The sequence below is a fragment of the Pirellulales bacterium genome (assembly GCA_019636345.1).
Classification (GTDB): Bacteria; Planctomycetota; Planctomycetia; order Pirellulales; family Lacipirellulaceae.
The window spans coordinates 700,140-725,065 of sequence record JAHBXQ010000001.1; the positions used below are offsets into that span (position 1 = coordinate 700,140).

Here is a 24,926-nt window from a genome sequence, read left to right on the forward strand (position 1 = left end):
GGGCGTCGACAGCCCGTCTCTGGCATGGAGCCGTGACGCCGTCGCTCGGGTAGTCGAGGTCCGATCAGTCGCCGTCGCGAGGCGGCATGTGGTCGCAGGCTCGGCGCTCGCTGACGCTGTTTCCTTGCGTCATGATTTTCCTTCATCTCGAGGATGCAACCCGAACTCCTTGCTCGATTCGCGTAGATCACGTCACCCATATCACGGGAGGTCGTCATGTCTCGCCGATTCGTCGGGTTTTGTGCGGTCATCGCTTCAGTTCTGGCGTTTCCCTGCGACCCTCGCGCCGCGGCCCACGAGCAACCGACGTCTGAAGACGTCGAGACGTGGAAGAAAGCCGAGGGGATCGACGGTTACGACGAGCGGGTCGAGCGCGTCAAGCGATTGCAGTTAGAAAAAATCGCCCCCGGTCTCGGCGAACGCGCCACGTATGAACTGCGCAAGGCGAGCTTGCAGGCGGCCGGACTGACGCCGCAGCAAATCTCCTGGGAACTTTTCGGCGGCCGGGCGATGGCGTTCCCCTACTCCGCCGCGCCGGAGCTCAAGTCGATCGGCTCGCCGAGCACGCTGACGCTGCTCGTCGATTTCAAGGACTATCGCGCAGCGAACGTGCTTCCCGGGCTGACCGCCGACCGGATCCGCCAGAATATCTACGGCCCCGGCTCCTCGCAGGCCGCGTCGGACGCACCGTTCGAGAGCGTGAACGCCTATTACAAACGGGCCTCGGAGGGCAAGGTCGACCTCCAGGGCTCCGTGCTGGGGTGGCATTCTTTCGCCAAGAACCGCGGCGAGTACCAGCCGGCCTCGGCGGGGGCCGTCTCCGAAAACCGCGCCCTGTTCAAACTGGCGACCGAAGCGCTGCAAGCCCTCGACGCCGCCCACGACTTTGCGCAGTACGACAACGACAACGACGGCGATATCGACCTGCTGACGATCATGTACGCCGGGCCGAATTCCGGCTGGGGATCGTTCTGGTGGGCCTACCGCTGGGAGTTCTTCGTCCCCGAAGCCTCGCAGGTCACGTTCGACGGCAAACGACTCAACCAATTCGTCTTTCAGTTCGTCGACACGCGCAACGGCGGCGCGGACTTCAACCCCCGAACCCTTGTGCACGAAATGGGGCACGCGTTCGGACTGCCCGACTACTACGATTACGATCCCAATCCCCAAGTCGGGCCTCCAGGGGGAGTCGGCGGGCTCGATATCATGGACGCCAACCAAGGCAATCACAATGCGTTCAGCCGGTGGCTCTTGGATTGGATCCAGCCGCAGATCGTCGGCAGCGGTGCTCCGCAGGTGAATAACTTGACGGCCTCGGGGACTCCCGGCGCCCAAAACAAGGCGGTCGCGATCTTTCCCAACCTGGCAACCAGCGCCGCCCCCGGCGGCGAGATGTTCATTGTCGAAAACCGGGCTCGCGTCGGCAACGACGCCAAAATGCCCGGCAACGGCTTGCTCATCTGGCACGTCGACGCGACCCCGAACGCGGCGAACAACGGCTTCGCCTACGACAATTCGTACACCGATCGCAAGCTGATCCGACTCATGCGGGCCGACAACCCGAACGATTTCAACCACGGCGAGCACGCCACGGCCGCCGACTATTTCGTCGCCGGGCGCGAATTCACGCCGACCTCGGTTCCGCCTTCCAATGACCACGCGGGGAATCCGACCCAGGTCGCGGTCAGCGACATCGTTCTCGGCAACCCGGCCGCGACGGCAAGGATTGGTTTCTTGCCGGGCGTCGCCCCGGCCGCCGCGGTGGCCGCGTCGAACGTCGCAGAGGGCGTCGTTCCGGCGGGATACGACGAATCCGGCCCCGGCGCACCGGGGGGAGTCGGTTTCGCAGGCCCTGCCGAGGGCGAGTACGTCGACGTCGGGGCGGTCGAGAAGTTCTCGGCCAAGATCAGCGAACTGACGGCGGACGAGTTGGCCGCCGCGTGGCAAGATTACCAGGCCCGACTCAAGCCCGGCGCCCTCTCGCGCCAGCAGCAGGTCGAGGCCCAATTGTTGTTGGCAAGGTGGGGTCGCGCCGACGGGCAGGCAGCGGTCGAGGCGGCGCTGAAGCTGTCTGATCTTGAACTGCTGCAGGAGGCGTATCCGCGCGTGCTCGAAGCTTGGGCGGCCAACCAGCCGGCCCTTGCGGCGGCGTGGTATCTCGACGCGAAGAGCGAGTCGATCCGCACCGAAGACAATCTCGCCGCCGGCGAGGCGTTCGCCCAAGCGATCTACAAATGGCAAGCGCTCAATCAGCCTCAGGAAGCGATCAAGTCGCTCGACAAGCTCGACCGCATGCCGGAGCTGTGGGGCGCCATCGAGGGAATCGAGCAGGCCCGCGAGTTGACCGGCTTCGACAAGAAGCTGCTGCAGTCCATGGCCGGCGAATTGGAGAAGGAAGCCGCGATTCGCGAGATCGTCAAGTGCCGCAACACGCTCCTGAATCTGCAGGACCCGAGCGCGAATAGCCCTGCACAACAGGAGATTCGTGCGATCTTTTTCCAGAAGCTAGAGCAGTCCGGGGCGATTCACGATTTGCAGCCCGCGGAGACGGGGGATTGACGGTTGCGCCCGCTGGGAGCAATTCGTGCAACGCAACGGCCGAGCGGGGCGCTCGTGCGGTGAGAACCCGTGACGCACCGTGATCGCGCCAACGCCCCGTCGTGCGCCGTTGCTTTTTCCAAACGACGCCGAGCTCAACGAGCGCCGGCAACGGCGCACGACGGGAGTCTGGCGAGATCGCAGCGGAGGATTGCCTGCCGGCGAAAGAGAACCGACGCGACGAAGACAACGCCCGCGAGCCGCGCCGAGGCTAGTTCCGGGACGACGGCAGCGCTTGCCGACGCAACGGGGCCCGATCCGAACTCGCGCTGCCAGACGAGGAAGTCGGCGCCGGTCGTGGCGCCGTCTCCGTCCGCGTCGGCCCCGCCGAGCGAGCCGTAGTCGGCGGCCCACGCGGCCAAGTCTTCGCCGTCGACGCGGCCATCGTTGGTGAAGTCGGCCGCGAACGCGGGCCCGGCCGGCCCCGCCAGCTCGATGTTGTCGAGTCCCAAGACCGCCGAGACCGCCTCGCCCACCGGCGACGGCGTGCCGGGATCGTGACGCAGCATGACGCGCACCACGTTCTCCATGGCCGCGGCGTAGGTCGCCGTGCCCGCAACGTGCGCGAGGTCGCTCTCGGCAAGCGAGAACTCGTAGCTCCGCCACGTTCCGTCGGCGGGGACCAACTGCGGTTCAGCCGAGGTCCAGCGTTCGGCGACGCTGCCCGGGGCGAAGAGCACGGCGCGCATCCACAGGGGATCGGAGCCAGGCGCGTTCTGCATGTCGACGCGAATTCGCGAGGCGCCGATCGCCGCGTAGGAGCCCTGCCACGCGGCCGAGTCGTTGTAAGTCGCCAGATTCGTCCCCGACGCGAGGACCCGCAAGTAGGCGTCGCCGTCGCCCGCCGGTCCGCCGCTGGACTGTCGCGTCGGCAGCCCGGAGCCGAACAAGCCTCCCGACCAGCCCGCGGTTCCGGGCGCCGTGAACGAATCGCTGTGCAAACTGGCCGCGCGCAGATCCCCCCCAGGCGAGAGCCCGCCGACCAGCAGGCCGCCGACGACGGCAACGAACCATGGTGCTTTCATCGGCGCGGGAATCTGCGGCGGACCAGGGGTGCGGACAACGCGAGCGTCGTCGCGGCGAGAATGCTCGCCGTCGGTTCGGCGATGGCGACGATGCGATAGATTGAACCCGTGGGGAGATTCGTTACGGGATCGAGCCCGCTGGCCGACAACGTCGTGCGGGTGGCGACGTACGCCTCGCCGAGTTCGTCCAGGCCGAACGCGAGCACGTACTCGCCGATCGGGTTGCCTCCGACGACGTCAAGCACCGACAGGGCGAACGTCCCCGGGCTCGTCTCTTCCAGCCCCAACAGCGTGCCGTTGGCCGGCGCGAACGCGGTGCTGAAATCGCCGAACAGGTATTTGCCGTTCAGCGCCGGCGCGGCGCCGCGATGCACGACGCCCCCCGTCACGGAGATCCCGATTTGCGGCAGGCCGTTGACGATGCCTGCGCGCGTGTACTGGGCGATCGGATCGACAAGCGGCACGACCGGCGTCGGCGCCACGGTCGGGTCGAAATCGAAGCTGCCTTCTTTGATCCGCCAGCCGTAGTTGCCCCCCGCTTGGACGATGTTCACCTCCTCGACGGCGCCCTGACCGACGTCGGCGACATAGAACCGATGGTCGCCCCCCGGGCCGTCGTCGAACGCGGCGCGCCACGGATTGCGCAAACCGTAGGCGAAGATCTCCTCCCGGACCCCTCCGCCGACGCCGACGAAGGGATTGTCCGCGGGGATGCCGTATTGGCCCGTCGGGCCGTTCGTGCCGTCGACGTCGATTCGCAGCACTTTGCCCAGCAGCTTGGTGCGGTCCTGAGAGTTGCCAAGCGACCCCGAGACGATTGGATTGCCGTTCATGCCGCCGGTGTGACCGGCGCGATTGTCGTTCGCCCCGCCGCCGTCGCCGGTCGTGACGTACAACATGCCGTCGGGGCCGAAGTTCAGCGAGCCGCCGTTGTGGTTGAACTGCGGCTGATCGAACGACATCAGGATCCGCTCCGAAGCGGGAAGAGCCGTATTGGCTCCAAGGCCGGCGACGGCGTACTCGGCGACGATGCTCTGATGGTCGATCGGGTTGACCGCGTCGTTGGGATCGCCTCCCGGCCTTGGAGCGCTGTAGTACACGTAGAACTTGTCGGCCCCCGGCTGACCGGCTTGACCGAACTGCGGGTGAAATGCGAGGCCCAACAGCCCTCGTTCGTCGAAGCCCGGGCGTTCGGCGACGAGCTTCGACCCCAGGTCCAACAGCGGAGCGGGCAGCAGCGCTCCGCCGGCGATGACGTGAATTGTGCCGCGCTGGTCAGCGACGAACAGCCGGTTCGAGCCGTCCCCCGCGTGGGCGATGGCGACTGGCGCCACGATCGCGCCTTGCGTGACCGGCTCGAGCTTGATCTGCGGAAAGGCGCCGCCGGCGGGGCGGTTCGTCGCGGCGACAAGAACGATCGCCGCCAGGGACGACCACCCCCCGCGCACCGCCAATCGCGAACGAAGTCCTCGGTGCATGATGCGTTTCCTCGCTGTTCGACGCGCATGACAATGCGGTCGTGGGACGCTCTGAAGATCAGTCGCCCTGCGGCGCCGAGTCGCCGCGAACGGGCGGCGTACGAGCGAACTCCACATTCACAATGTCGGCGTCGCCGGAGAGTCTTGCACCAAACCGAGAATCAGCGGCGATTGCCTGCGGCGGCGCGAGAACATCCGCCGGCGCGCGAATCGAAACGCTCAACCTGCCGCAGAAGCGAGTTGCAGGTATTCGGTCACGCGCGGCTCGACGAGCGGCGTGACCTCGTAGAACACGAGCCCGTCGCGCACCGCACGAAAGACGCGCAGCGAGCCGTCGTCGTCGGCCATCTGCGGCTGATCGCGGCCGACGAGGTCGACGAACACGATCACCTCCCGGCCGTCGACCTCGCACAGCATCGAGGTTGTCTGCCGCGACAGCCCGCCTGAGTAGCTCAGCCCCAGCATCCGCGTCCCCGCGGGCATGGCGGCCAACTGCAGGGGCAAGCCCAACTGCTTCTGAAACGCCGCAGCGAACCGCTCCGGGTCGTGGCACTCGTAGTACGGCTCGAATCCCGCGTCGATTTCCTGACGATACAGCGTCGTCAGCGGAGTCGGGGCGAAGTACGGTTCGTCGCTCGGCCGGCCTCCGGCGAACCAGTGCCACGCGAAACCGGCGATCAGCAGCACCGCAGCTGCGGCCCCGAGCCGAGCGATCGGCTCGCGCCCGATCTGCATTGCGTCGTCGGCGACGCGGCCGGCGATCGCGGGCCCCGCGCCCCCGCGCAGCGCGGCGAGCAATTCGCCCGGCGCTTCGCGGCGAGGAAAGAGCCGCCGCAGCGAGTCGTCGACGCGAGCCTGCAATCGGGCCGCATCTCTCGCCTCCGCAAGGAACTCGTGCGCCGCAGCGTCGCTCGGCGGGGCGTTGTCGGCCGTCCGACCCGCGCGCAGCTCCTCACGCACCAGGCGCTCGACCTGCCGTTCGAACTGTTCGTCGTATTCGGAAGGAATTTCGTTCATGGATCTTCGGCGGGGGCGGACCCGGCGGGCATGCGGCTGGCCAGTCGCCGGCGGAGCGTCGTCTTGGCGCGATAGACATGGCTCATCGCCGTCCCTTCAGGAATACCCATCAGGGCGGCGATTTCGCTGTACGGGAGATCCTCCACGGTACGCAACAACAAGCAGCACCGCGCCTCGTCAGACAACTCGTCAAGCGCAGCGAGGACCTGATCGTCGAAGGCCTCGGCGTCGACGCGCCCCAGGCTCGACGCGCCCGCGGGGGCGACGGGCGCCGAGGCCTGCTGGGGCAGATCGCGAAACTCCCGGGGATCGGCGGCGAACGTCCGGCGGCGACGCACCTTGCGACGGGAATTGAGCGCGCAATTTCGCACGATCGAGGCCAACCAGCCTGCAAAGCTGGCGCCCGGGTGGAGTTGGGTCCGTTTTTCCACGGCGATCAGGGCCGCGTCCTGCACGACGTCCTCGGCGCCAGTGCGATCGCCCGTGATGCCCGTCGCGATCAGCGTCAGTTTGGAATACGCCTCTGCGAAGCGCGCAGCAAAATCGTCGGGTTCGTCGACCGGGGCCGACGCCGGCGGCGGGACAGGCGAACGCTGTGGCGGAAGACCCATGGGCGGCTAGTATAACTATGTTGCCCAGGTCACTGTCGATTGCAAACATTCGGGCCGTGAGGCGACTTTCGTCCCCGAAGTGCGGTATCATCGGTTAGCGGCGGCAGGACGAACCGGCTTGCTGCGCCCTGTTCGCCGACCGACTCGGCCCTGTTTGGGAGTCGTCGCTTGTCGCACCGCCCCCGTCGGCCCCGACACGGTTTCACGCTGGTCGAGCTGCTCGTCGTGATTGCGATCATCGGCGTGTTGGTCGCCTTGCTGCTGCCCGCGGTGCAGGCGGCTCGCGAGGCGGCGCGGCGGGCGACGTGTCTCAGCCGCCAGAAGCAGGTCGCCCAGGCGGCGCTTGACTACGAGGGGGCGAACCGCGCGTATCCCGCCGGTCGCGTCGGCTGCGACGATTTGGGCGAATCGCTGTTGATCCCGGCGTGTCCCCCGGGACTCCCGGCCTCCAAGAAGACGGCCGCCAGCGGGCTGGTGTCGTTGCTGCCGTATTTGGAGCAACGAGCCTTGCACGACCAACTCGCCGTCGACGACGGCGGGCTCTGGAACCGCAACGTCGACGACCTGTATTGGTACGCCGACGAGGGGAAGCGTCTGGGCGTCCAGCACGACCTGCCGATCTTCCGCTGCCCGAGCGACGAATCGCAATCGTTGAGTGACGTGTACGATCCGGTCGTCGCTGCGACGTGCAGCTTTGCGCTGTGCCAGGGTTCGCACGGCCCAGGATCGTCGGCGTCGAACGTGCGGTACTTCAACGACGGCCTGTTCGTCTACGTCACCCGACGGCGGCAGCGGGAGGCGACCGACGGACTCTCGACGACGCTGGCGCTTGGCGAGACAGTGCTCGCCGACGCATGGGAGTCGTCGAACACGTGGTCGTACGCCCTTGCCAACGCCGACTGCCTGCGAAACACGCGGAATCCTCTGAACACGCACCCGGGGGCGGGGACGGTCGTCTCGCGTCGCAACGGGGCGTTCGGCAGTCGCCATCCCGGCGGGGCGAACTTCGCCTTCGCCGACGGGCACGTCGCGTTCATCACCGACGGCGTCGATCTGGAAGCCTATCGGGCGATGTCGACGATCGCCGGCGGAGAACCGTTTTCCGGCCGGGAGCGGTAGGCGACTCCCGCTGAGGGGAGCCGACCACGGAAGAAGTACCCCCAGCGGGAGTCGAACCCGCGTTACCGCCGTGAGAGGGCGGCGTCCTAGGCCACTAGACGATGGGGGCGCTGGTGGAATCCCTCATTTTCTGCCTCGACGACAGGTTGTCAACCGGGGCGAAACCCGGGTCGTGATACCGTTTGCGGCCTTGGAAGGGTGGCTGGGGTCGCAGCGCAGCGGAGCCCCCAGAGAATCCCCTGGGGGCTCACTTCGTTCGACCCCAGCCACCCCTCAATTTGGCAAATGGGATCACTACCGAAACCCTCGCGCCGGCTAGCGGGGAACTGCGAGGGTTCGATGGCTTGGGCGCTGCGCGCCGCTGTCGGCGATTTGTTCAAATCGCTAGACTGACCCCCGGATACGGACTCGCGCTCTTCCCTTCGCTCCCCTCCCCCCTCCCCCCTCCCCCCTCCGCCCTCGATTCATGGCCGCCAAGGAAGTCTGGGTCAGCTCAAACCGCCGCGTTCTGGGGTTCGCCATGGCGCCGCCGGCGGCGCTCGCCGCGACCGGCGTAGGCATCGTCGCCGCGGCCGACGGGCCGTTGACGCAAACGATCGGCTGGGCGTTCGCGGGGATCGGAGCGATCATGCTGGCCGGGCTCGCGGCGCAGTACATTCGTCCTCGCGTCGCCTACCGCGACGGGCTTGTGCTGTTCTACTTGCGACCCGGGGCGCCGATTGAAGTGCCGGTCGCCGCCATCGAGGCGTTCTTCCTGGGACAGGGGCCGGCCCATCTGCCGGGGAACCGCGGCGAGCGACTCGAGTCGACGAACCTCGTGGCGCGCATCTCGCAGAAGTTCCCCGAGTGGGAACACGTGCTCGTGAAGCCCGCGCTGGGGCGGTGGTGCGAGCACTACGTCACCATCAGCGGACCCTGGTGCGAGCAGCTTGACGGCGAACTGATTCGCCGACTCAACCGCCGGCTGCGCGAAATCCACGACGCGGCCCGACAGGCCGCCCCCGCAGGAGCGGCGTCGTGAACGAGTCCCCGACCGGCCCGCAGTTGCTGGTGAGCGTGCGCGACGCGGCCGAAGCGCTCGCCGCGCTCGCCGGGGGCGCCGATTGGATCGATCTCAAGGAACCGGCCCGGGGCCCGCTCGGCCCGGTCGACGTCGCAACGGCCCGCAGCGTCGCGCAGATCATGCCCGCAGGCACACCGTTGTCCGCGGCCGGGGGTGAGTTGTGCGATGCCTTGGCCGGGGCGGCTCGCCCGTTGCGCGCCGTCTCTCGGATCGAATGGATGAAGCTCGGCCTTGCCGATTGCGACCCGCGGGACGAAGCGGCACGCGCGGCCGCCCCGTTCTCGACCGCCGCGCTCGACGATCTGGCCTGCCGACTCGCGATGATTCGCGACGAGTTTCGCTCGACGGGAAAGCGACTCGTGCTGACCGCGTACGCCGACGCAGCCGCGGCCCGGGCTCCGTCGCCGGAGGTCGTGCTGCAACTCGTGCGGCGGCTTCGGCTGTCGTGGCTGCTGATCGACACTTGGGACAAGTCCGGGCCGGCGCTCGGCGAGCGCCTCCCCCCGCCGAAACTTGCGAAGTTGCTCGCCGCGTGTCATGCTCAGGGCGTGCGAACCGCGGTTGCGGGCCGGCTCCGACTCGATGATTTCGGGCGACTCCCCAGGGACGTCGACCTGATCGGGGTGCGAGGCGCCGCGTGCGGCGGGGATCGCGCCGGACGCGTCGACGCCGAGGCGGTTCGCCGACTCGCCGCTGCACTGGCCGTGAACGCCCGCTCCGACGAGCGGCGTCCGGCCGCGGTCGATGAAACCGCGATTGTTTCGTAGATGTCGCCTGCACAGCGGGACCAACCACAAGGGCGTGTCATGTCGACGGCCAAAAACGTGTTGGGTGAACCGCTGACGCCCTGCTCGCACGATCCGGTCACCGGGTACTATCGCGACGGCTGTTGTCGCACCGGCTCGGGAGACGTCGGCGTGCATGTCGTGTGCGCCGAAATGACCGCGGAGTTTCTCGTCTTCTCGCAAGCGCGGGGGAACGATCTCTCGACTCCCAACCCCATGTACCAGTTCCCGGGCCTCGTCCCCGGCGATCGGTGGTGCCTGTGCGCTCAGCGCTGGCAGGAGGCGCTGTTGGCCGGAGTTGCGCCGCCGGTCGTGCTCGCCTCGACGCACATCTCGGCGCTCGAGTTCATCGACCTGGAAGACTTGGAAACGCACGCGATCGACGCCCGCTCGACCTGAGCGGACGCCGGCGCTGGCAGAACTTCGCAACGGCGAGCAACGTATGTGCATTCCAGCCGAGACAACGCCCATGCGCCGTCCGACCTGGTTCTCGACTTGGAGTCTGACGCTCGTCGCGGCGTGGTGCGTCGCGGCGTCGGCGGGCGGAGCGGAACTGGCCGTTCGCAGCGAGACGATCGGTCGCTCGTTGGGGGGCGAGCCGATTCGCTGCGACCTCTACGGGGACGGCGACGACGTGCTGTTGGTGATCGCCACGATTCACGGCAACGAATCGGCGGGTACCCCGCTGGTCGCCGAGTTCGCCAAGTGGCTGCGGGCTCATCCGCAGGAGCTCGCCGGCCGCACCGTGGCGATCATGTCCGTAGCCAACCCCGACGGGATGGCGAAAAACGTTCGGTTTAACGACAACGGGGTCGACCTGAATCGCAACTTCCCCGCCGGCAACTGGGGCGCCGCCGACGTGAAACCGCACGGCGACACGCCGCTGTCGGAGCCCGAGTCGCGGGCCGTGATGCGGGCCCTGTGCCAGTTCTTCCCCGATCGGGTCGTCAGCATTCATCAGCCGCTCGACTGCGTCGACTACGACGGCCCGGCCGAAGGACTTGCCCAAGCGATGGCTGCGGCGTGCCCCCTCAAACTGGAAAAGCTCGGCGGCCTGCCTGGGTCGCTGGGGTCGTTCGTCGGCGAGACCCTGCGGCGGCCGATCGTGACGCTCGAACTTCCCAAAGACGCCCCGCACGACGGTCCTGCGCTATGGAAGACCTACGGCGAGGCGCTTGTCGCGGCGTTGCGGTACGAGGCGCCGGCCGACGAAGCGGGACGCGACGCCGCGAACCCGGCGCAGGACGCCCCATGACCGCCGCGTCGAAGCGCCGCCGTTCCTCGGGCGCTCGTGCGGCGCGTTTTGCGTTACACCCTGCCCCGACGATGGCAGTCGTCGCGGCCGCGTTTGTCTTCCCCCGCTTCGCGATCGCCGAGACGGATGCGATGCACGCCGCCCACGCCAAGACGCAGGCCAAGTTGGAAGCGATCGCCGCCTCGGTGCGCGGCGACTTCGGGGTGGTCGTCGAGGACCTCCGCGGCGAGCATCGATTCGCGGTGAACGAGAACGGCGTCTTCCCGCAGGCCAGCGCCATCAAGATCCCGATCCTCATGGAGTTGCTCCGGCAGGCGCACGTCGGCAAGCTTGACCTGGAAACTCGCCTGACGATCGACGCGGCGAGCAAGACCCCGGGGAGCGGCGTGTTGTTCGAACTGTCCGACGGCGGCAGCGAATTGTCGCTCGCGGACCTTGCCGTGGTGATGATTGTCCTCAGCGACAACACGGCCACGAACCTGCTGATCGACGCGGTCGGCATGGACGCCGTGAACGCGACCATGGCCTCCCTGGGGCTGGAGCAGACCCGGCTCCGCCGCCGGATGATGGACACGGCCGCTGCCGATCGCGGCGAAGAAAATACGTCGAGCCCGGCCGAGGCGGCGCGGATCATGCGCCTCTTGGCCGAGGGCAAGTTCATCGACCGCGGGTTGTGCGACCGGGCCCTGGCGATCCTGCGAAAACCCAAGCGTGGCGCCGTGGGGGCGAGCCTCCCCGCCGAGATCGCCGTCGCGTTCAAACCGGGGGCGATCCCCGGCGTGGCGACCGAGTGGGCGCTCGTGGAACTCAAGAACCGGCCCTACATCGTCGCCGTGATGGGCAACTTCGGCAATGACGCGGAACTTGAGGGATCGCTCCGGGACGTCGGCGCCGTGGCGTACGACTTCTTCCGCCGCATCGCCGTCGCGACGCCGTACGGCAGTTATTCGACGCCTCCGTGAGCGGGGGACGCGAGGAGGAATGTGACGATGAGCGACACCGAAAACCTGAGCCGGATCGTCTTTGGCGGGCGTGAACGGGCTGTTGCGGAACACGCGCCCCGCATCGCCGCCGAGGTCGAGGCTGAGTTTGCCGAGCGGCTCCGCGGCGCGCCTTTCTGGCAACGTCTCCGGCTCAATCGCGAGATGCGCGCCGAAATCGAACGACGCCTCGAGCAAGTCGCTCCCAGCGACGGGCTGTACTGATCGCGCTTCACCGTCGCGACGCCGTCCTCCCTGCGCATCACCGTTCCCCTGGACGCGACCAAACGTGGTCGCCGACGGCGACGCCGCCGCAACTCGCCCCGCTCCCTCGTTTGCCATGTCTCGCACGGATTGCTTCGTCGTCGTGCCCCTCGCGCTGCTGCTCGTCTGTCGCGACGGCGGGTTGCTCGCGGCGCCGCCGCGCGTGCTCGTCGAGGGCGTGCAGTTGGAACAAGTCGCGGCGGAGCCGGACCTGGTCACGCCGATCGGCGTCGCGTTCGATTCGCTAGGCCGGCTGCTTGTCGTCGAATCGCACACCCACCAGCGGCCCGACGACTACCCCGGTCCCGCGGGGGATCGCCTGCGGCTGTACAGCGACTCCGACGGCGACGGCCGACTCGACCGCTGGAGCACCTTTGCCGAGGGGTTCCAGCAGGCGATGAACGCGGCAGTCGCCCAGGACGGCGCCGTGTACGTGGTCACTCGTCGTGACGTGCATGTCTTGCGCGACGCCGATGGCGACGGCGTCGCCGACAGCGACGAAACGATCATCCGCCTGGAGACCGAAGCCGAGTACCCGCACAACGGACTGGCGGGGATTGCACTCGCGCCGCAGTTCGGGGACGCCGGTTCAAACCCGGCCGGCGGGGGAATGTTTCTCGGACTCGGCGAGAACTTTGGCTTCCCGTATCAACTCGTCGGCTCCGACGGCAAGAGCGTCAGCGGTCGCGGCGGCGTGGGGTGCATCTTCGTCAGTCGGCAGGACGGCGCCGGACTGGCACGCTATGCCGAGGGGTTCTGGAACCCGTTTTCCGTGTGCCTCGCGCCGCACGGACGCGTGTTCACCGTCGACAACGACCCCGACGCGAGCCCCCCCTGCCGGCTGGTGCATGTCGTCCACGCCGGCGACTACGGCCACCGCTGGGAATACGGCCGCGCCGGCGTCCACCCGCTTCAGGCGTGGGACGGCGAGTTGCCGGGGACGCTCCCCATGGTTTGCGGCACGGGCGAGGCTCCGACGGCCGTGCTCGCGCATCGCGGCTGGCTGTGGGTCACGAGTTGGGGGGATTACCGGATCGAGCGGTATCGGCTGACGCCTCGCGGCGCAAGTTTCGGAGCCGACCGCGAGGTCGTCGTCCAGGGGGACGCCGACTTTCGTCCCACAGGCATGGCCGTCGCTCCCGACGGCTCGCTGTGGTTCGCCGACTGGGTCGACCGCAGTTACGCCGTCCACGGCAAGGGGCGGCTCTGGCGGCTCACGCTCCCCGCTGAGGCAGACGCTCCGGACTTGCCGGAGAACGAGACGGAAACGACGGTCCGCCGACTCGCGGAGTCGCTGACTCCGCCCCCTGGCAACGGTCGTTTGTCGCGTCCCGTGAATCGTCGTCAAGACGTCGGAGAGGGAATCGAGCGACTCCTCAATTCCGACGATCCCTTCGACCGGCAGTTGGCGTGGAACGTGGGAGCCGAACGCGACCGGTTTGCTCACGGGCGCCAGCGCGAGCTTTCGCCCCGCGGCCGACTCGCCGAACTCCAGCAGGCCGCGTGGAACATCGGTCGGCAAGCGAGCACGGAGTTCAGCGGGACGTGGCTCCAAACGCTCGCCCTCAAAGGCCTCGCCGATCCGGATCCTGACGTGCGGCTCTATGCCGTTCGGCTCGTCGCTCGCCATCGGGAGGAACTCCGCAACCTACGCGACGCGGTCGCCGCGTTGCTCGACGGTCCGATTCCTGACGAGCGTTACTTCCTCGCCGTCCTGAGCGCCCTCGACTGGCTCGACGGCGACGGCGCGCCGCGGCACAGCGGCATTGGCGACGGGCTGTTGGCGCGCGAGCTGCGCAATCGGCGCCGCTCGCCCGAGTTGCACGCGCTCGCACTGCGGCTTATTTCGCCCGATCACAAGCAGCTCACGCTCGCGGCGCTGCGCACGTACCTCGAATCGCCGTCGCTTGTGCTGCAGATCGAGGCGATCCGCACGCTCGCGCGGCAAAGCAATCCCGATCGCTTCACGGCGTTGAGCGAGATCGCGACCGACGTCGCACGTTCGGACAAGCAGCGGGCCATCGCCGTCACGGGGCTGGCGGCCGAGGCCGCCGGGAGGCAACCGTTGCTCGCGGAGCTCGCTGCGAGCGGCCCCCCGCAAACGGCCGCCGAGGCGGCGCGCGTGCTGCGACTCGCCGGTCTGCGTCCCGCCCCCGCGGAGGAGAAGCCGGCCGCCGAGGACTTGGCCGCCTGGAACGAACTGCTCGCCGCGGGTGGCGACGCCGATGCCGGCGAGCGGCTGTTCTTCACACCCGCGGGCCCTCAATGTGCGGCTTGTCACCAGCACGGCGGCCGCGGCGGGCGCGTCGGCCCCGACTTGGCGCGCATCGGCCGGCAGCAATCGCGCGAGCGGATCATTGCGTCGATCCTGCGGCCCGACCGCGAGGTCGCTCCGCAGTATCAGGCGTGGACGCTGCTCACGGACGACGGCAAGTCGCGGCTGGGACTCAAACTCCCGCAAGGCGGCGACAACGGTCAGGAAAGCTATGCCGATCCCAGCGGCCGGACGTTCACCCTCTCCAGCGACCAGATCGAGCTCCGCAGCCCGAGCACCGAGTCGATCATGCCGTCGGGGCTGCAGCAAACGATGTCGATTGCCGACCTACGCGACCTCGTCGCGTTTCTCATGAGCGATCCCGAGAGCGGGGTCGACGCGACTCCGTAGCAGGATGACGAGAAAGAGGACAGGCTCGCGGACCAATGCCGCCATGTCCTCCGACAGCAGCCGGCATGTTGCGAGCGATCCTGCACCTTTCCCCGTTTCACGATTGTCGGGCTCGGCGGGTCTCCAAAGCGAGGGACTCCGCCGATTGAGGGATCGACGCCGTGGGCGTAGAATCGTGCTTAACGCTGCGGTCGCGCCGCGGGCGAGGACGCCGCGGCTCGCACGGGCCGTCGTGAGCGGCTCGCTCTCCCCCTCCCCCCTCCGATCCCCGCCTCCGACCTCTCCTCCATGAGCGAACTCCATCACGAGTGCGGCGTCGCGGCCATCTACCACTTGGCCGGGAGCTCGCACAGCCCGCTCTGCCCGCCGCAGGGGCCTGCGGAAACCTCGCGGCTCATGCCGCGGATGCTGCTGGACATCCAGAATCGCGGCCAGCTCTCGGCGGGGATGACCACGTACAACCCCGACCGCAACCAACTGATCGACAATTACCGCAAACTGGGAACGGTCAGCGAAGTCTTCCGCCTCAATCATCGCGGCAAATGCGAGTCGCTGATGCGCGAGTACGCCGGCCGGGCGGCGATCGGCCATGTGCGCTACGCCACGTGCGGCGGCGAGGACCGCAGCTACGCCCAGCCGTTCGAGCGGCACCATCTGCAGAAGCACAAGTGGTTCAGCTTCGCCTTCAACGGGCAGTTGGCCAATTACGCCGCGCTCCGCGACAAGCTGCTGGCCGAGGACGATCATCATCTGGCGCGCACGACCGACACCGAAATCATCATGCACGAGATCAGCCGCGAGCTGAGCGGGGATCGCCGGATGCCGCTGATCGAGGTGATGCGGAACCTCGCCCCCCGGTTCGACGGGGCGTACAGTCTGGCGCTGCTGAACGCCCAGGGCGAAATGTTGATCGCCCGCGACCCGCTGGGGGTCAAGCCGATGTGTTACGCGATCGAGGGCCCGCTGCTGGCAGCGGCCAGCGAAAGCGTCGCCCTGCTGAACCTCGGCTTCCGCAAGGACTCGATCAAGTCGCTCGACCCCGGCGTTGCGATCACCGTCGTCGACAATCGGATTTCGATCGATCGGTTCAGCGAGGTCTCGCGCCGGGCCCATTGTTTCTTCGAATGGATCTACTTCGCCAACGTCGCCAGCACGATGGACGACCGCAGCGTTTACCTCGCTCGCAAGACGCTGGGCGAGGAACTGGCCCGGGTCGAGACGCTTTCCAAGGACGACGATCTGATCGTCGTTCCGGTGCCCGACACCAGCAAAGCGGCGGCCGACGCCATGGCGTACCGCCTGGGGGTGCCGTGTCTCGAAGGGTTGATCCGCAATCGCTACTCGGGCCGGACCTTCATCGAGGGGGGCGCCGGTCGCGAGGCGAAAGCGGCCGCCAAGTACACGCCGCTCCCCGAGGTCCTCTCCGGCAAGCGGGTGCTGTTGGTCGAGGACTCGATCGTCCGCTCGACCACGATGCGGGTGCTGATCAAGAAGATTCGCGAGGTCGGCGGTGCCAAGGAAATCCACGTCCGGGTCGCCTGCCCGCCGATCCTGGCGCCCTGCTTCTACGGGATCGACATGTCGACGATCGGCGAGTTGTTCGCCCCCCCCTTTCTGGGCGAGGGGGAAGCGACCGCCGAGACCTTTGCCGCGATGGCCGCCGCGCTGGGCGCCGACTCGCTGCGTTACCTCCCGGTCGAGGCGATCGCCCGGTCGATCGGCAAGCCCGCCGACGAGCTTTGCCGAGCGTGCATCACCGGGGACTACCCAAGCCCCTGGGGGCAGAAACTGTACCAAGTCGCGCTCGATCAGTACCGCAGCGACGACGCCCCCGAAGGCCGGACGTACGAAGCGGCGGGCGTGTAGCCCTCAGACGCTTGCCCAACAGCCGCGAGGCCCCGCCTCGCCGGCAGAACCCTGTTGCAGCGCCGCCGGCGAGGTAGGACCTCGCGGCTATTGGTCGATGCGTCGCTTGAAGGGATTGGCGGAGTTTGAACTCCGATTCTTTGAGCTCAGCGGTTTCGAGATGCAGCCAAAAAAACTTCGCTTCAAGGTAAGTGATCTCCTGGTGGGAATGACTCTCTGCGCGATTTGCTGCCTCGCCTGGGTTCATACAGGAGATCGCCTCCTGGCCGGCGTTTCCTACCTAGTCGACCGCATGAGGAGCTGGGACATTGGCATATCGGTATTGTGCTACGCGCTCTTCTCACTCGGCTTCATTGGCGGCTGGTTTTCTCGGCGCAAACAAGACGCAAAGCCACGCCTTGTCCTAACTGGAGCTGTCGTCGCGATCATCAACCTGGGAATGTACTTGATCTATGATATGGGGCTTGCATTTGTTGAGCATGACGCGAAAGAACGGTATTTGCCACTTGCTGAAGGAATGGAAATCCTCGTTGAAATTCGCTCTTCCGGTCTGCTGCTGTGGTTTGCCGGTATGCTGACCGCGGCAACGTTCTATTCGTCCTGGGCGTTCCAGGGTAAGTGGCAGCCATTCGTCATCGGCTGCGCCGTGGCGATTTGGGGGGTGATCATGACGATGAGCTTTCTATTCGCTGCGGCCTCGCTCTAGCAGCACGATCACACTGCAATCGGGGCGCGTTTTGCTCCGCTCCACGCACTCTACGCCTTCTCGAACTCCGACCGATAGATCGGCAGCCCCGCTTGGCGTTTGCGGCGTTCGAAGTGCGTCAGATAATCGAGGTCGTGCTCGGGGTCGCGCTCCGGGACTGGCAGCGGACCGACGAGCGGCGTCTTCTCGGCGATCAGTTCCAGCGTCGTCCGGAAGTATTCCTCGACGTCGGTCCAGAAATGGAGCCGCCCCCCCGGGACGAGCGTGCGGGCGACGTCGGTCAGGAACTCCTCGTTCATCACCCGCCGCTTCTTGTGTCGCGCTTTCCACCACGGGTCGGGAAAGTACACGTGCACCGCGGCGAGCGTGGCGTCGGGGAGGAACTCGCGGAACAGTCGCAGGCCGTCGCCGTGAACAATCTTCGCGTTGGCGAGCCCCCGCTTGGCGAGCCGGGCGGCGATGAACCGGGCGTACTTCGTGCCGACTTCGATCCCCAGGAAATCATGGTCGGGAACGGCGATCGCCGCGTTCTGCAGAAACAGCCCCTTGCCGCTGCCAACTTCGATCTCCAGCGGCGCGACGCGGCCGAACAACTCGGCGGCGCTCCACGGCTGGGGCAGCGTCTCCAGCGTGGCGTGGTGCCGCGACAGATCGAGCGCGGGGTCGATCTTAGGAAGTGCGCGGCGGCCCATGGTTGTCTCGGGAAACGGCCAATGACCAAATCGCAATGACCAATGACCGGCGCCTCCGCGTCCCAGCGGTCATTGGGACTTGGTCATGGGGCATTCGCGGAGCGTCACATCGCCTTCGCCAGCTCGTCGACCGGCAGCGGGATGCCGGTGATCTCGCCCTCGCAGACGATGTTCGTGCCGACGAACTCCTCGAACTTGCAGATCACCAGTCGCCCCGGGCGATGCTTGAGCACTTTTGTCGAGATGACCAGCCGGTCCCCCGGCTTCACGATGCCGCGGAACCGCACCTTGTCGAGCCCGCCGAAGCCGACCACCTTGGCGCCGGCCAAGTCGTGGGCCTGCACGTGGTACGACAGCACCTGGGCGGCCGCCTCGCACATGATCACGCCCGGCATGAGCGGCAGACCCGGCATGTGGCCGCTCACCCAGAACTCGTGGTCGGTGATGTCACGGTAGCCGACGCACACATGCCGCTCGACGTCGTCGTAGACGATGGCCGTGAGCGCCTCCATGTGGTGACGCTGCGGGATCACCGCGCGGATCGCCTCGATGTCGGCGACCACGTGGTCGAAGTCCAACACGCCGGGATCGACAATCCACTCTCGAGCAGCCACGGCAACCTTGTCCTGCTACGGTCCCAGCGCCGACCTGCGGCCGGGCGCAAACCAAACGAGGCGTTCGACGACGGAAGTTCGTCGGCTCAGGTCTTCACGCGCTGGCGGCGGTTCTTGCGGGGGCGGCTGCACGCGGGGCGTTTGCCGTGGTTGGCTTTCTTGACTTTGCGACCGGGCTTGGCCATGGATCGGGTTCCTGACTCGGGAGTGTGCGGAGACGCCCCGCAAGGGCGCAACGCTGGCGCCGCGGGGCAAGTCCCGAATTCTAGCAGTTCCCCCCCGCGGCGAAAAGTCGGGCCCTCCGGCGCCAGTCCCCCGAAAATGCCCGCTCGTCGTCGGCGGGTGGCGGGTGGCGGGTGGCTGGGGTCGAACGAAGTGAGCCCCCAGCGAATCCCCTGGGGGCTCCGCTGCGCTGCCGGGCGAGCCGCGCCGGCAGTCCTCCGACGTCCGTGGGCCGCCGTTGGGAGCGGGCGGGGAGTCGGTCAGCGGCATCGCTCCCGCTCCCTCACGTCGTCGCCCAGTAGCCGCCCCGAGCGTGATCGTATTGGGCCTCGGCCCCGCGGCAGTCGTCCTGGACCGCTCCGTCGACGAACGCCGTTCGTCCCCGGACCCACGTTCGGACCGGCCACCCGGTGAGCGTCGCCCCGTCCCAGGCGCTCCAGCCGCACTTGGTCAGTTGCTCGGCGTTGCGAACCGCGGCGGTCTTCTCGAGGTCCACGAGCACGAGGTCGGCGTCGTAGCCGATCTCGATCCGTCCCTTGCCGACCAGATCCCAGACCCGCGCCGGGGCGTCGCACATCCAGTGCACGACCTGTTGGAGCGTGCACCGGCCGCGGCGGACCTGATCGAGCATCAGCGCCAGCGAGTTCTCGACGTTCGGCATCCCCGAGGGGGAGCCCGGGTACGCGACCTGCTTCTCGGCAAGCGTGTGGGGAGCATGGTCGGTGGCGATCACCTGGATCCGCCCGTCGGCCAGCGCTCGCCACAACTCGTCGGCGTCCGCGCGGGTCTTGAGCGACGGGTTCATCTGCGCGAGCGTCCCCAGCCGCGGGTAGTCGTCGACCGACAGCAGCAGGTGGTGCGGACACGCCTCGGCGGTCACCAGCCCCCCGGGATCGGCGAGCAACTGCGTCTCTTCGCCGGTCGACATGTGGAGCACGTGAAACCGATGCCGATGCCGCTTCGCCAGGTCGACGGCGCGCCGGGTGGCGATGACCGCTGCGGCGACGTCGCGGACCCGCGAGTGGTCGGCGACGTCGGTCGAGCCGCTCAGCCGCCGGGCGTTGGCCCGCACCGTGGATTCGTCCTCGCAGTGGGCGCAGATCGGCAGGGTCGTCTCGGCGAAAATCGCTTCCAGAGCGTCCTGGTCGTCGACCAGCAGGTCCCCGGTGCTCGAGCCGATGAAGATTTTGATCCCCGGCGTGCGCCGAGCCGCCTTCAGCTCGGCCAGATTGCCCGGGGTGGCCCCGATGTAGAACCCGTAGTTGACCAGCGACTTCGCTGCAGCCAACGCGAGCTTTTCCTCGACCCGCTCTTGGGTCGTCGCGTTGGGGACCGTGTTGGGCATCTCCAGGAACGTCGTGACCCCCCCCTTGGCGCACGCCCGGCTGGCTGTCCGCAGATCCTCCTTGTGGGTCAGCCCCGGCTCGCGGAAGTGGACCTGATCGTCGATCACTCCGGGGATGAGGTGCAGCCCGGCCGCGTCGACCGTTTCGTCGGCGCGCGTCTGGACCGCCGGGTCGATCGCCGCGATGGCGGCCCCGTCCACCAGCACGGCCGTCCGCAGCGTCTCGCCGGGGAGCACGACCTGCGCGTTTTTGATGAGCGTTTTCATGCGGCGGGATGATTGAGTGAGCAGGCGATCTGGGACGCGAGTTTGTTGTATCACGCCGCTTCCCAGCCAGAAACCGGCGGCCGGGGGCGCGAAGCCTCCCATTGAGCGCTTGGATCGCCGATCGTATCTGGGTTTCCGCCGGCCGCGCAGCTACGATAGGTGTTCCGAACACTCCAACCAAATAAGCGTGCCATGCCCCCCTCGCCGCGGAAAAAGAAACCCGCTCCCAAATCTCCGCGTCCCGCCGGCCATGGCGGCAAACCCCGCTCCCGAGCCGGGGGCGTCAGTCCCCGGAGCCCCCGCCGCGCAGCCTCCCCCGCTTCGGCCGCCGCCCCGTCGTCGCAATCCGGCGAACGCCTCCAAAAAGTCCTCGCGGCCGCGGGGATCGCCAGCCGGCGCGAGTGCGAGATCCTCATCACCGAGGGCCGCGTCGAGGTCGACGGCCAAGTCGTCAGCGAGCTTGGCGTGCGCGTCGATCCCGCCAAGCAGGAAATCCGTCTCGACGGCGAGCCGCTCCGCCGCACCCGCAAGGTCTACTACGCGATCAACAAGCCCCGCGGCGTCGTCTCGACGCTCCGCGATCCGGCCGGCCGGACGCGGGTGATCGACCTGTTGCCGCTCGACGCCGGGCGGGTGTTCAACGTCGGCCGACTCGACATGGAGAGCGAGGGGCTCATCCTCGCCACCAACGACGGCGAACTGGCCAACAAGCTCACCCACCCGCGGCACGGGGTCGAAAAGATTTACCACGTCCAGGTCGCCGGGATCGTTGAGAAGGACGTGCTCGAACAGCTTCGCCAGGGCGCCTACTTGGCCGAGGGATACGTCCGGCCGGTCGACGTGCGAACCAAGGCGCACGTGAAAAAGTCGACGGTGCTCGAGATGGTGCTCGACGAAGGTCGCAACCGCGAGATTCGCCGCTTGCTGGCCAAGGTGGGGCACAAGGTGCAGAAGCTCGTGCGGATCGCGGTCGGACCCGTCCGGCTGGGCGAAATGCCGGTCGGATCGGTGCGTGCGCTCAGCCGCGAGGAGCTGGCGAAGCTGCAAAAAGCGGCGGACGAAGGAGGCTCCGGCGACGCCCGCCCGCCGCGCCGCGCCGGAACCGCCAAGCCGACCCGGCCTCGTTCGACAGGATCCGGTCGGTCGACGACGGGCCAGAAATCCAAATCCAGGAAGTCCGACATGAAGACTCTCGATGCGCCCTCCCGCGCCGTCATCGGCGCCGTCGACGCTCCCCCGGAAACCCCGGCGAAGAAACAGGCGACCCCGCCCCGCTCGGCGCCCCGCTCGGCCAAGTCCTCCGGCACGCCGGGGGGCAAATTCCCCAAGAAGCCGACCGAGCGGTTCGTCGGCGGCAAAGGCAAGTCGGGCAAAGGCCCCGTGAAGCCCGGGGGAGGTAAAGGGGGCGGTTATCCCGGCAAGCGCGGGGGCGCCCCGGGGAAGGGGAACCGATGAGTTCGGGCAGGCGCCTCGCGGGGCCCGGCGACCTTGCCGCCTCGTACTACGCCGACGGGGCAATCGAACGCCGCGTCCCGGTGGTCGAGAACATTCCGCTCGCCCGCGACACGTGGCGTCTCAGGCTCGCCTGCCCGGAGATCGCCCGCCGGATCGTTCCCGGGCAGTTCCTCATGCTCCGGCTCCCTGGGGGAAACGACCCGCTGTTGGGTCGGCCGCTGGCGCTCTACGACACGGTGCTGGAAGCCGCGGGGGCGCCGATCGGCGTCGACGTCGCCTACCTCGTCGTCGGCAAGATGACCGCGCGGCTGGCGACGCTTCGCCCCGGCGACGAACTGGCCGTGTGGGGACCGCTGGGGAACGGATTCTCGCCGGCGCCCGTCGATCACCTCGTCATGGCTGCCGGCGGCATTGGCCAGACGCCGTTTCTGGCCCTGGGCCGCGAGTTCGTCGGCGGTCGACGGTACGGCGAACCGAGCGAACGCCGCGTGACGGCAGCCCGTCGAGTCACGCTCTGCTACGGCGTGCGCACCGCCGCCTACGCCGCGGGAGTCGACGACTTCCTCGCGGCGGGAGTCGCCGTCCGGCTTGCCAGCAACGATGGCTCGCTGGGGCGGCGGGGCTTTGTCACGGCCGAACTGGAAGCGGTCCTCGCAGAAGCCGCTATAGCTGGAGAATCGGTCCGCATCGCCTGCTGCGGCCCCGAGCCGATGATGGAGGCCGTCGCCGAACTGGCGATCACGCGCGGCGTGCCGTGCGAAGTTTCGCTTGAAACTCCGATGGCCTGCGGCATCGGCGCCTGCTTCAGTTGCGTCGTGAAGGTCCGACAGCCGGAGGGAGACTGGGACTACAAACGGACCTGCGTCGAAGGCCCGGTCTTCGAAGCCGCGCGGATCGAGTGGCGCTGAGCCGCAAGAAAGCCGAGCTCGTACAGATTCGAGCAATGCCGCCATGAACGGACGGCGGCGGCAGCCGAAGACTTCGACGCCTTCGGCAAGTGCCGGCGCACCCCGCCGCTTACTTCCCGGCCAGGGACTTGAGCACTTTGTTCAACCGCGACTTCGTCCGCGCGGCGGCGTTCTTGTGGATGATCCCCTTGGAAGCCGCTTGGTCGAGCGCCTTGGCCGTCGTCTTGAACGCGGCTTGGCTCGCGGCGAGGTCGCCCCCTTCGAGCACGGTGCGGTACTTGCGAAGCTGGGTCCGCAAGGCCGAGCGGGCGGCCCGATTGCGATCGCGACGGTCGAGGCTTTGACGGAGGCGTTTCTTGGCGCTGGCTGAATTGGGCATGGTTCGCTGAACGAGACTTCCGTGGGGTGGCCGCTGTCGGCTCGGCCGACGGCGGCGCCGCGGGCAGGCTCACAACTGCTGGGTTAGCCAGCAGCGGCACGCGGCGAATCACCCACTATCGCGAAGTTTGTTGATCTTGTCCAGCCGCTCCGCCACGTCCCGATACCCAAAATCGAGCCCCGCCAGGGTCGTCAGCCGCCGCTCGGCCAGGTCGAGCTCCCGCAGCCCCGTCGCCAGGACCCCGGCCCGGTACAGGGCCAGTTTGTGGACGTCCGCCTCGGGGTTCTCCGCGGCCGCCTCAATTGCTCCCTCGTAATTGGACAGGGCCAGCTTGTACTGCTCGATCTTCTGGAAGCACTCCCCCAACTCCAGCAGCACCAGGGCCTTGCGCTTGACGTCCCCGCGGGCTGCCTGGAGGGCGGTGATCGCCTCTTTCCACTTGCCGACGCGCCGCAGCCGCATCCCCAGCTCGAACTTCAGCCGCGGATTCTGCGGGTCCCGATCGGCCCGGGCCGTGAAGACCTCCAGCTCGACCTGGGATGCGTGCGTCCGGGCCTGGGAGAGCACGGCCTCCGACTCGGGGGTCTTCTCGTGGGCGTGGTGCTGTTCGGCGATCTGAACTTGCCGATACGCCTGCGCGATGTGCAAATCTTCGATCCGATCTCGTACGGCAAGGTTCCCCCCGCCGGTCGCCTGGTTCGCGCGATCGAGCGCCCGTTCGACCCCGTCCAGGTCGCGGCGGTGGGCGTAGAAGTCGGCCAGTTGCAGGTACGGCGTCGCGTCCCCTGGGTTGGCGGCGATCGCGGCCTCGATCCGCTCTTCGGCCGATTGCTCGCTGGGGGCCTCGGTCTCCTCGGCGCCCTCGCCCGTGACCTTGGCCGGCAGATGCGCCAGGGGCTCCTTCCGGCCGGAGCCGAGCAGTTCGGGATCGTAGCCGCCGTCGTGGATCGTCTTTTCGACGCTCAGCCGCGAGATCGCGTTCTGGGCCTCTTCGTCGTGCGGCTTGGCCTGTTCGACCCGGTGCCAACAGGCGATCGCCTGATCGAACTGCCCCATCCGCTGCAGCGCCAAGGCCGCGGCCCGGTTGAGCACGGCGTCCTTCGGCGCGGCCTTGAGCGCCCACCGCAGATAGTACAACTGCGGCTCATGGCAGCCGAGTTCCTGGCACGCGTCGGACAGGGCCATCAGGGTCGTCGCGTCCCAGGGGCTCACGGCAAGCGCCGCGCACCCGGCCTGGAACGCAGCGTCCCAATCCCCCTTCTCGGCCGCTTTGACGAGCGCCGAGCGGTGACTCTTCACCTTCAGCGAAGCGATCGTCGACGGGCGCTTGACGCCGCCCTGCTTCTTTTCCAGCGTCCCCAGAAACGTCTGCAAATAAATGAGATTGCCCGGATCCTCGGCGACGCACTGGCCCAGCAACTGGATCGCGTAGTCGAAATCCTGCTTGTCGAGAGACCGCTGGGCGTGGTCAAAGACCTTTTGCAGTCGTTGACGCACGGCGGCGGTCAGCGGCGGCAAGCCGCGCGGCGCCGCGGACGCGCGATCGATAGCCATGAGAAGCCTCTTCCTTCCACCCTCGCCTGATCGCCGAGTTCCGCTTTCGGAAGCCGCC

General features: G+C 67.8%; 22 protein-coding genes and 1 tRNA gene. 13 read left to right on the forward strand and 10 right to left on the reverse strand.

Going from position 1 to position 24,926, the window contains the following annotated elements:
* Positions 1-216 precede the first annotated feature (216 nt).
* Complete coding sequence (locus KF688_02680; GenBank protein MBX3424563.1) at positions 217-2,559, forward strand: M6 family metalloprotease domain-containing protein; 2,343 nt, start codon at positions 217-219, stop codon at positions 2,557-2,559.
* A 134-nt stretch (positions 2,560-2,693) separates the two neighbouring features.
* Here KF688_02680 and KF688_02685 read toward each other — a convergent pair whose 3' ends face one another.
* The 4 genes from KF688_02685 to KF688_02700 all read right to left on the reverse strand — a co-directional run bounded on the left by KF688_02685 (position 2,694) and on the right by KF688_02700 (position 6,729).
* Positions 2,694-3,623, reverse strand: coding sequence for a hypothetical protein (locus tag KF688_02685; protein ID MBX3424564.1), 930 nt, complete (start codon positions 3,621-3,623; stop codon positions 2,694-2,696).
* The gene (locus KF688_02690) at positions 3,620-5,101 is read right to left on the reverse strand and encodes a PQQ-dependent sugar dehydrogenase (GenBank protein MBX3424565.1); all 1,482 of its coding nucleotides are present in this window, start codon (positions 5,099-5,101) and stop codon (positions 3,620-3,622) included. The genes KF688_02685 and KF688_02690 overlap by 4 nt, the downstream gene beginning before the upstream one ends.
* Positions 5,102-5,320: 219 nt before the next feature.
* Positions 5,321-6,118, reverse strand: coding sequence for a hypothetical protein (locus tag KF688_02695; GenBank protein MBX3424566.1), 798 nt, complete (start codon positions 6,116-6,118; stop codon positions 5,321-5,323).
* Positions 6,115-6,729: an RNA polymerase sigma factor gene (locus tag KF688_02700; GenBank protein ID MBX3424567.1), complete on the reverse strand. Its 615-nt coding sequence runs from the start codon at positions 6,727-6,729 to the stop codon at positions 6,115-6,117. Before KF688_02700 ends, KF688_02695 begins: the two co-directional genes overlap by 4 nt.
* 168 nt (positions 6,730-6,897) lie before the next feature.
* Here KF688_02700 and KF688_02705 point away from each other — a divergent pair, with 168 nt between their 5' ends.
* Positions 6,898-7,848 carry a DUF1559 domain-containing protein gene (locus KF688_02705; protein MBX3424568.1) on the forward strand — a complete coding sequence of 317 codons (951 nt, stop codon included), beginning with the start codon at positions 6,898-6,900 and terminating at the stop codon, positions 7,846-7,848.
* A gap of 36 nt (positions 7,849-7,884) precedes the next feature.
* On the opposite strand, the gene KF688_02710 is transcribed toward KF688_02705, so the two are convergent.
* Positions 7,885-7,957, reverse strand: a tRNA-Glu gene (locus KF688_02710).
* 357 nt (positions 7,958-8,314) lie between these two features.
* Between KF688_02710 and KF688_02715 the strand changes: the two genes are divergently transcribed.
* The 9 genes from KF688_02715 (at position 8,315) to KF688_02755 (ending at position 17,432) form a co-directional block, all read left to right on the forward strand.
* The gene (locus tag KF688_02715) at positions 8,315-8,869 is read left to right on the forward strand and encodes a hypothetical protein (protein MBX3424569.1); all 555 of its coding nucleotides are present in this window, start codon (positions 8,315-8,317) and stop codon (positions 8,867-8,869) included.
* Complete coding sequence (locus KF688_02720; GenBank protein MBX3424570.1) at positions 8,866-9,678, forward strand: hypothetical protein; 813 nt, start codon at positions 8,866-8,868, stop codon at positions 9,676-9,678. The genes KF688_02715 and KF688_02720 overlap by 4 nt, the downstream gene beginning before the upstream one ends.
* A gap of 39 nt (positions 9,679-9,717) precedes the next feature.
* The gene (locus tag KF688_02725) at positions 9,718-10,095 is read left to right on the forward strand and encodes a DUF2237 domain-containing protein (GenBank protein ID MBX3424571.1); all 378 of its coding nucleotides are present in this window, start codon (positions 9,718-9,720) and stop codon (positions 10,093-10,095) included.
* Between the two features lie 43 nt (positions 10,096-10,138).
* Positions 10,139-10,951 carry a DUF2817 domain-containing protein gene (locus KF688_02730; protein ID MBX3424572.1) on the forward strand — a complete coding sequence of 271 codons (813 nt, stop codon included), beginning with the start codon at positions 10,139-10,141 and terminating at the stop codon, positions 10,949-10,951.
* 71 nt (positions 10,952-11,022) lie between these two features.
* A complete protein-coding gene (locus tag KF688_02735) occupies positions 11,023-11,913 on the forward strand; it encodes a serine hydrolase (GenBank protein MBX3424573.1) in 891 nt (296 codons plus the stop codon).
* 27 nt (positions 11,914-11,940) lie between these two features.
* On the forward strand, positions 11,941-12,156 hold the full coding sequence (locus tag KF688_02740; GenBank protein ID MBX3424574.1) for a hypothetical protein: 216 nt from the start codon (positions 11,941-11,943) through the stop codon (positions 12,154-12,156).
* 115 nt (positions 12,157-12,271) lie between these two features.
* Positions 12,272-14,860 (forward strand): c-type cytochrome, encoded by a 2,589-nt coding sequence (locus KF688_02745; protein MBX3424575.1) that lies wholly within the window; start codon positions 12,272-12,274, stop codon positions 14,858-14,860.
* Between the two features lie 288 nt (positions 14,861-15,148).
* Complete coding sequence (locus KF688_02750; GenBank protein MBX3424576.1) at positions 15,149-16,726, forward strand: amidophosphoribosyltransferase; 1,578 nt, start codon at positions 15,149-15,151, stop codon at positions 16,724-16,726.
* A 97-nt stretch (positions 16,727-16,823) separates the two neighbouring features.
* Complete coding sequence (locus KF688_02755; protein ID MBX3424577.1) at positions 16,824-17,432, forward strand: hypothetical protein; 609 nt, start codon at positions 16,824-16,826, stop codon at positions 17,430-17,432.
* A gap of 50 nt (positions 17,433-17,482) precedes the next feature.
* Here the strand turns inward: KF688_02755 and trmB are convergent, their stop codons facing one another.
* The 3 genes from trmB to KF688_02770 form a co-directional block, all read right to left on the reverse strand.
* On the reverse strand, positions 17,483-18,124 hold the full coding sequence (gene trmB, locus KF688_02760) for a tRNA (guanosine(46)-N7)-methyltransferase TrmB (protein ID MBX3424578.1): 642 nt from the start codon (positions 18,122-18,124) through the stop codon (positions 17,483-17,485).
* Between the two features lie 104 nt (positions 18,125-18,228).
* Positions 18,229-18,738 (reverse strand): beta-hydroxyacyl-ACP dehydratase, encoded by a 510-nt coding sequence (locus tag KF688_02765; GenBank protein MBX3424579.1) that lies wholly within the window; start codon positions 18,736-18,738, stop codon positions 18,229-18,231.
* A gap of 505 nt (positions 18,739-19,243) precedes the next feature.
* Complete coding sequence (locus KF688_02770) at positions 19,244-20,572, reverse strand: dihydroorotase (GenBank protein ID MBX3424580.1); 1,329 nt, start codon at positions 20,570-20,572, stop codon at positions 19,244-19,246.
* A gap of 192 nt (positions 20,573-20,764) precedes the next feature.
* Between KF688_02770 and KF688_02775 the strand changes: the two genes are divergently transcribed.
* Both KF688_02775 and KF688_02780 read left to right on the forward strand, forming a co-directional pair.
* Positions 20,765-22,027, forward strand: a complete 1,263-nt coding sequence (locus KF688_02775) for an rRNA pseudouridine synthase (GenBank protein MBX3424581.1) — start codon at positions 20,765-20,767, stop codon at positions 22,025-22,027.
* Entirely contained in the window at positions 22,024-22,935 is a 912-nt protein-coding gene (locus KF688_02780) for a dihydroorotate dehydrogenase electron transfer subunit (protein MBX3424582.1), read from the forward strand. The genes KF688_02775 and KF688_02780 overlap by 4 nt, the downstream gene beginning before the upstream one ends.
* A 109-nt stretch (positions 22,936-23,044) precedes the next feature.
* On the opposite strand, the gene rpsT is transcribed toward KF688_02780, so the two are convergent.
* A complete protein-coding gene (gene rpsT / locus KF688_02785; GenBank protein ID MBX3424583.1) occupies positions 23,045-23,314 on the reverse strand; it encodes a 30S ribosomal protein S20 in 270 nt (89 codons plus the stop codon).
* Positions 23,315-23,422: 108 nt separating this feature from the next.
* Positions 23,423-24,868 (reverse strand): hypothetical protein, encoded by a 1,446-nt coding sequence (locus KF688_02790; GenBank protein ID MBX3424584.1) that lies wholly within the window; start codon positions 24,866-24,868, stop codon positions 23,423-23,425.
* Positions 24,869-24,926 lie beyond the last annotated feature (58 nt).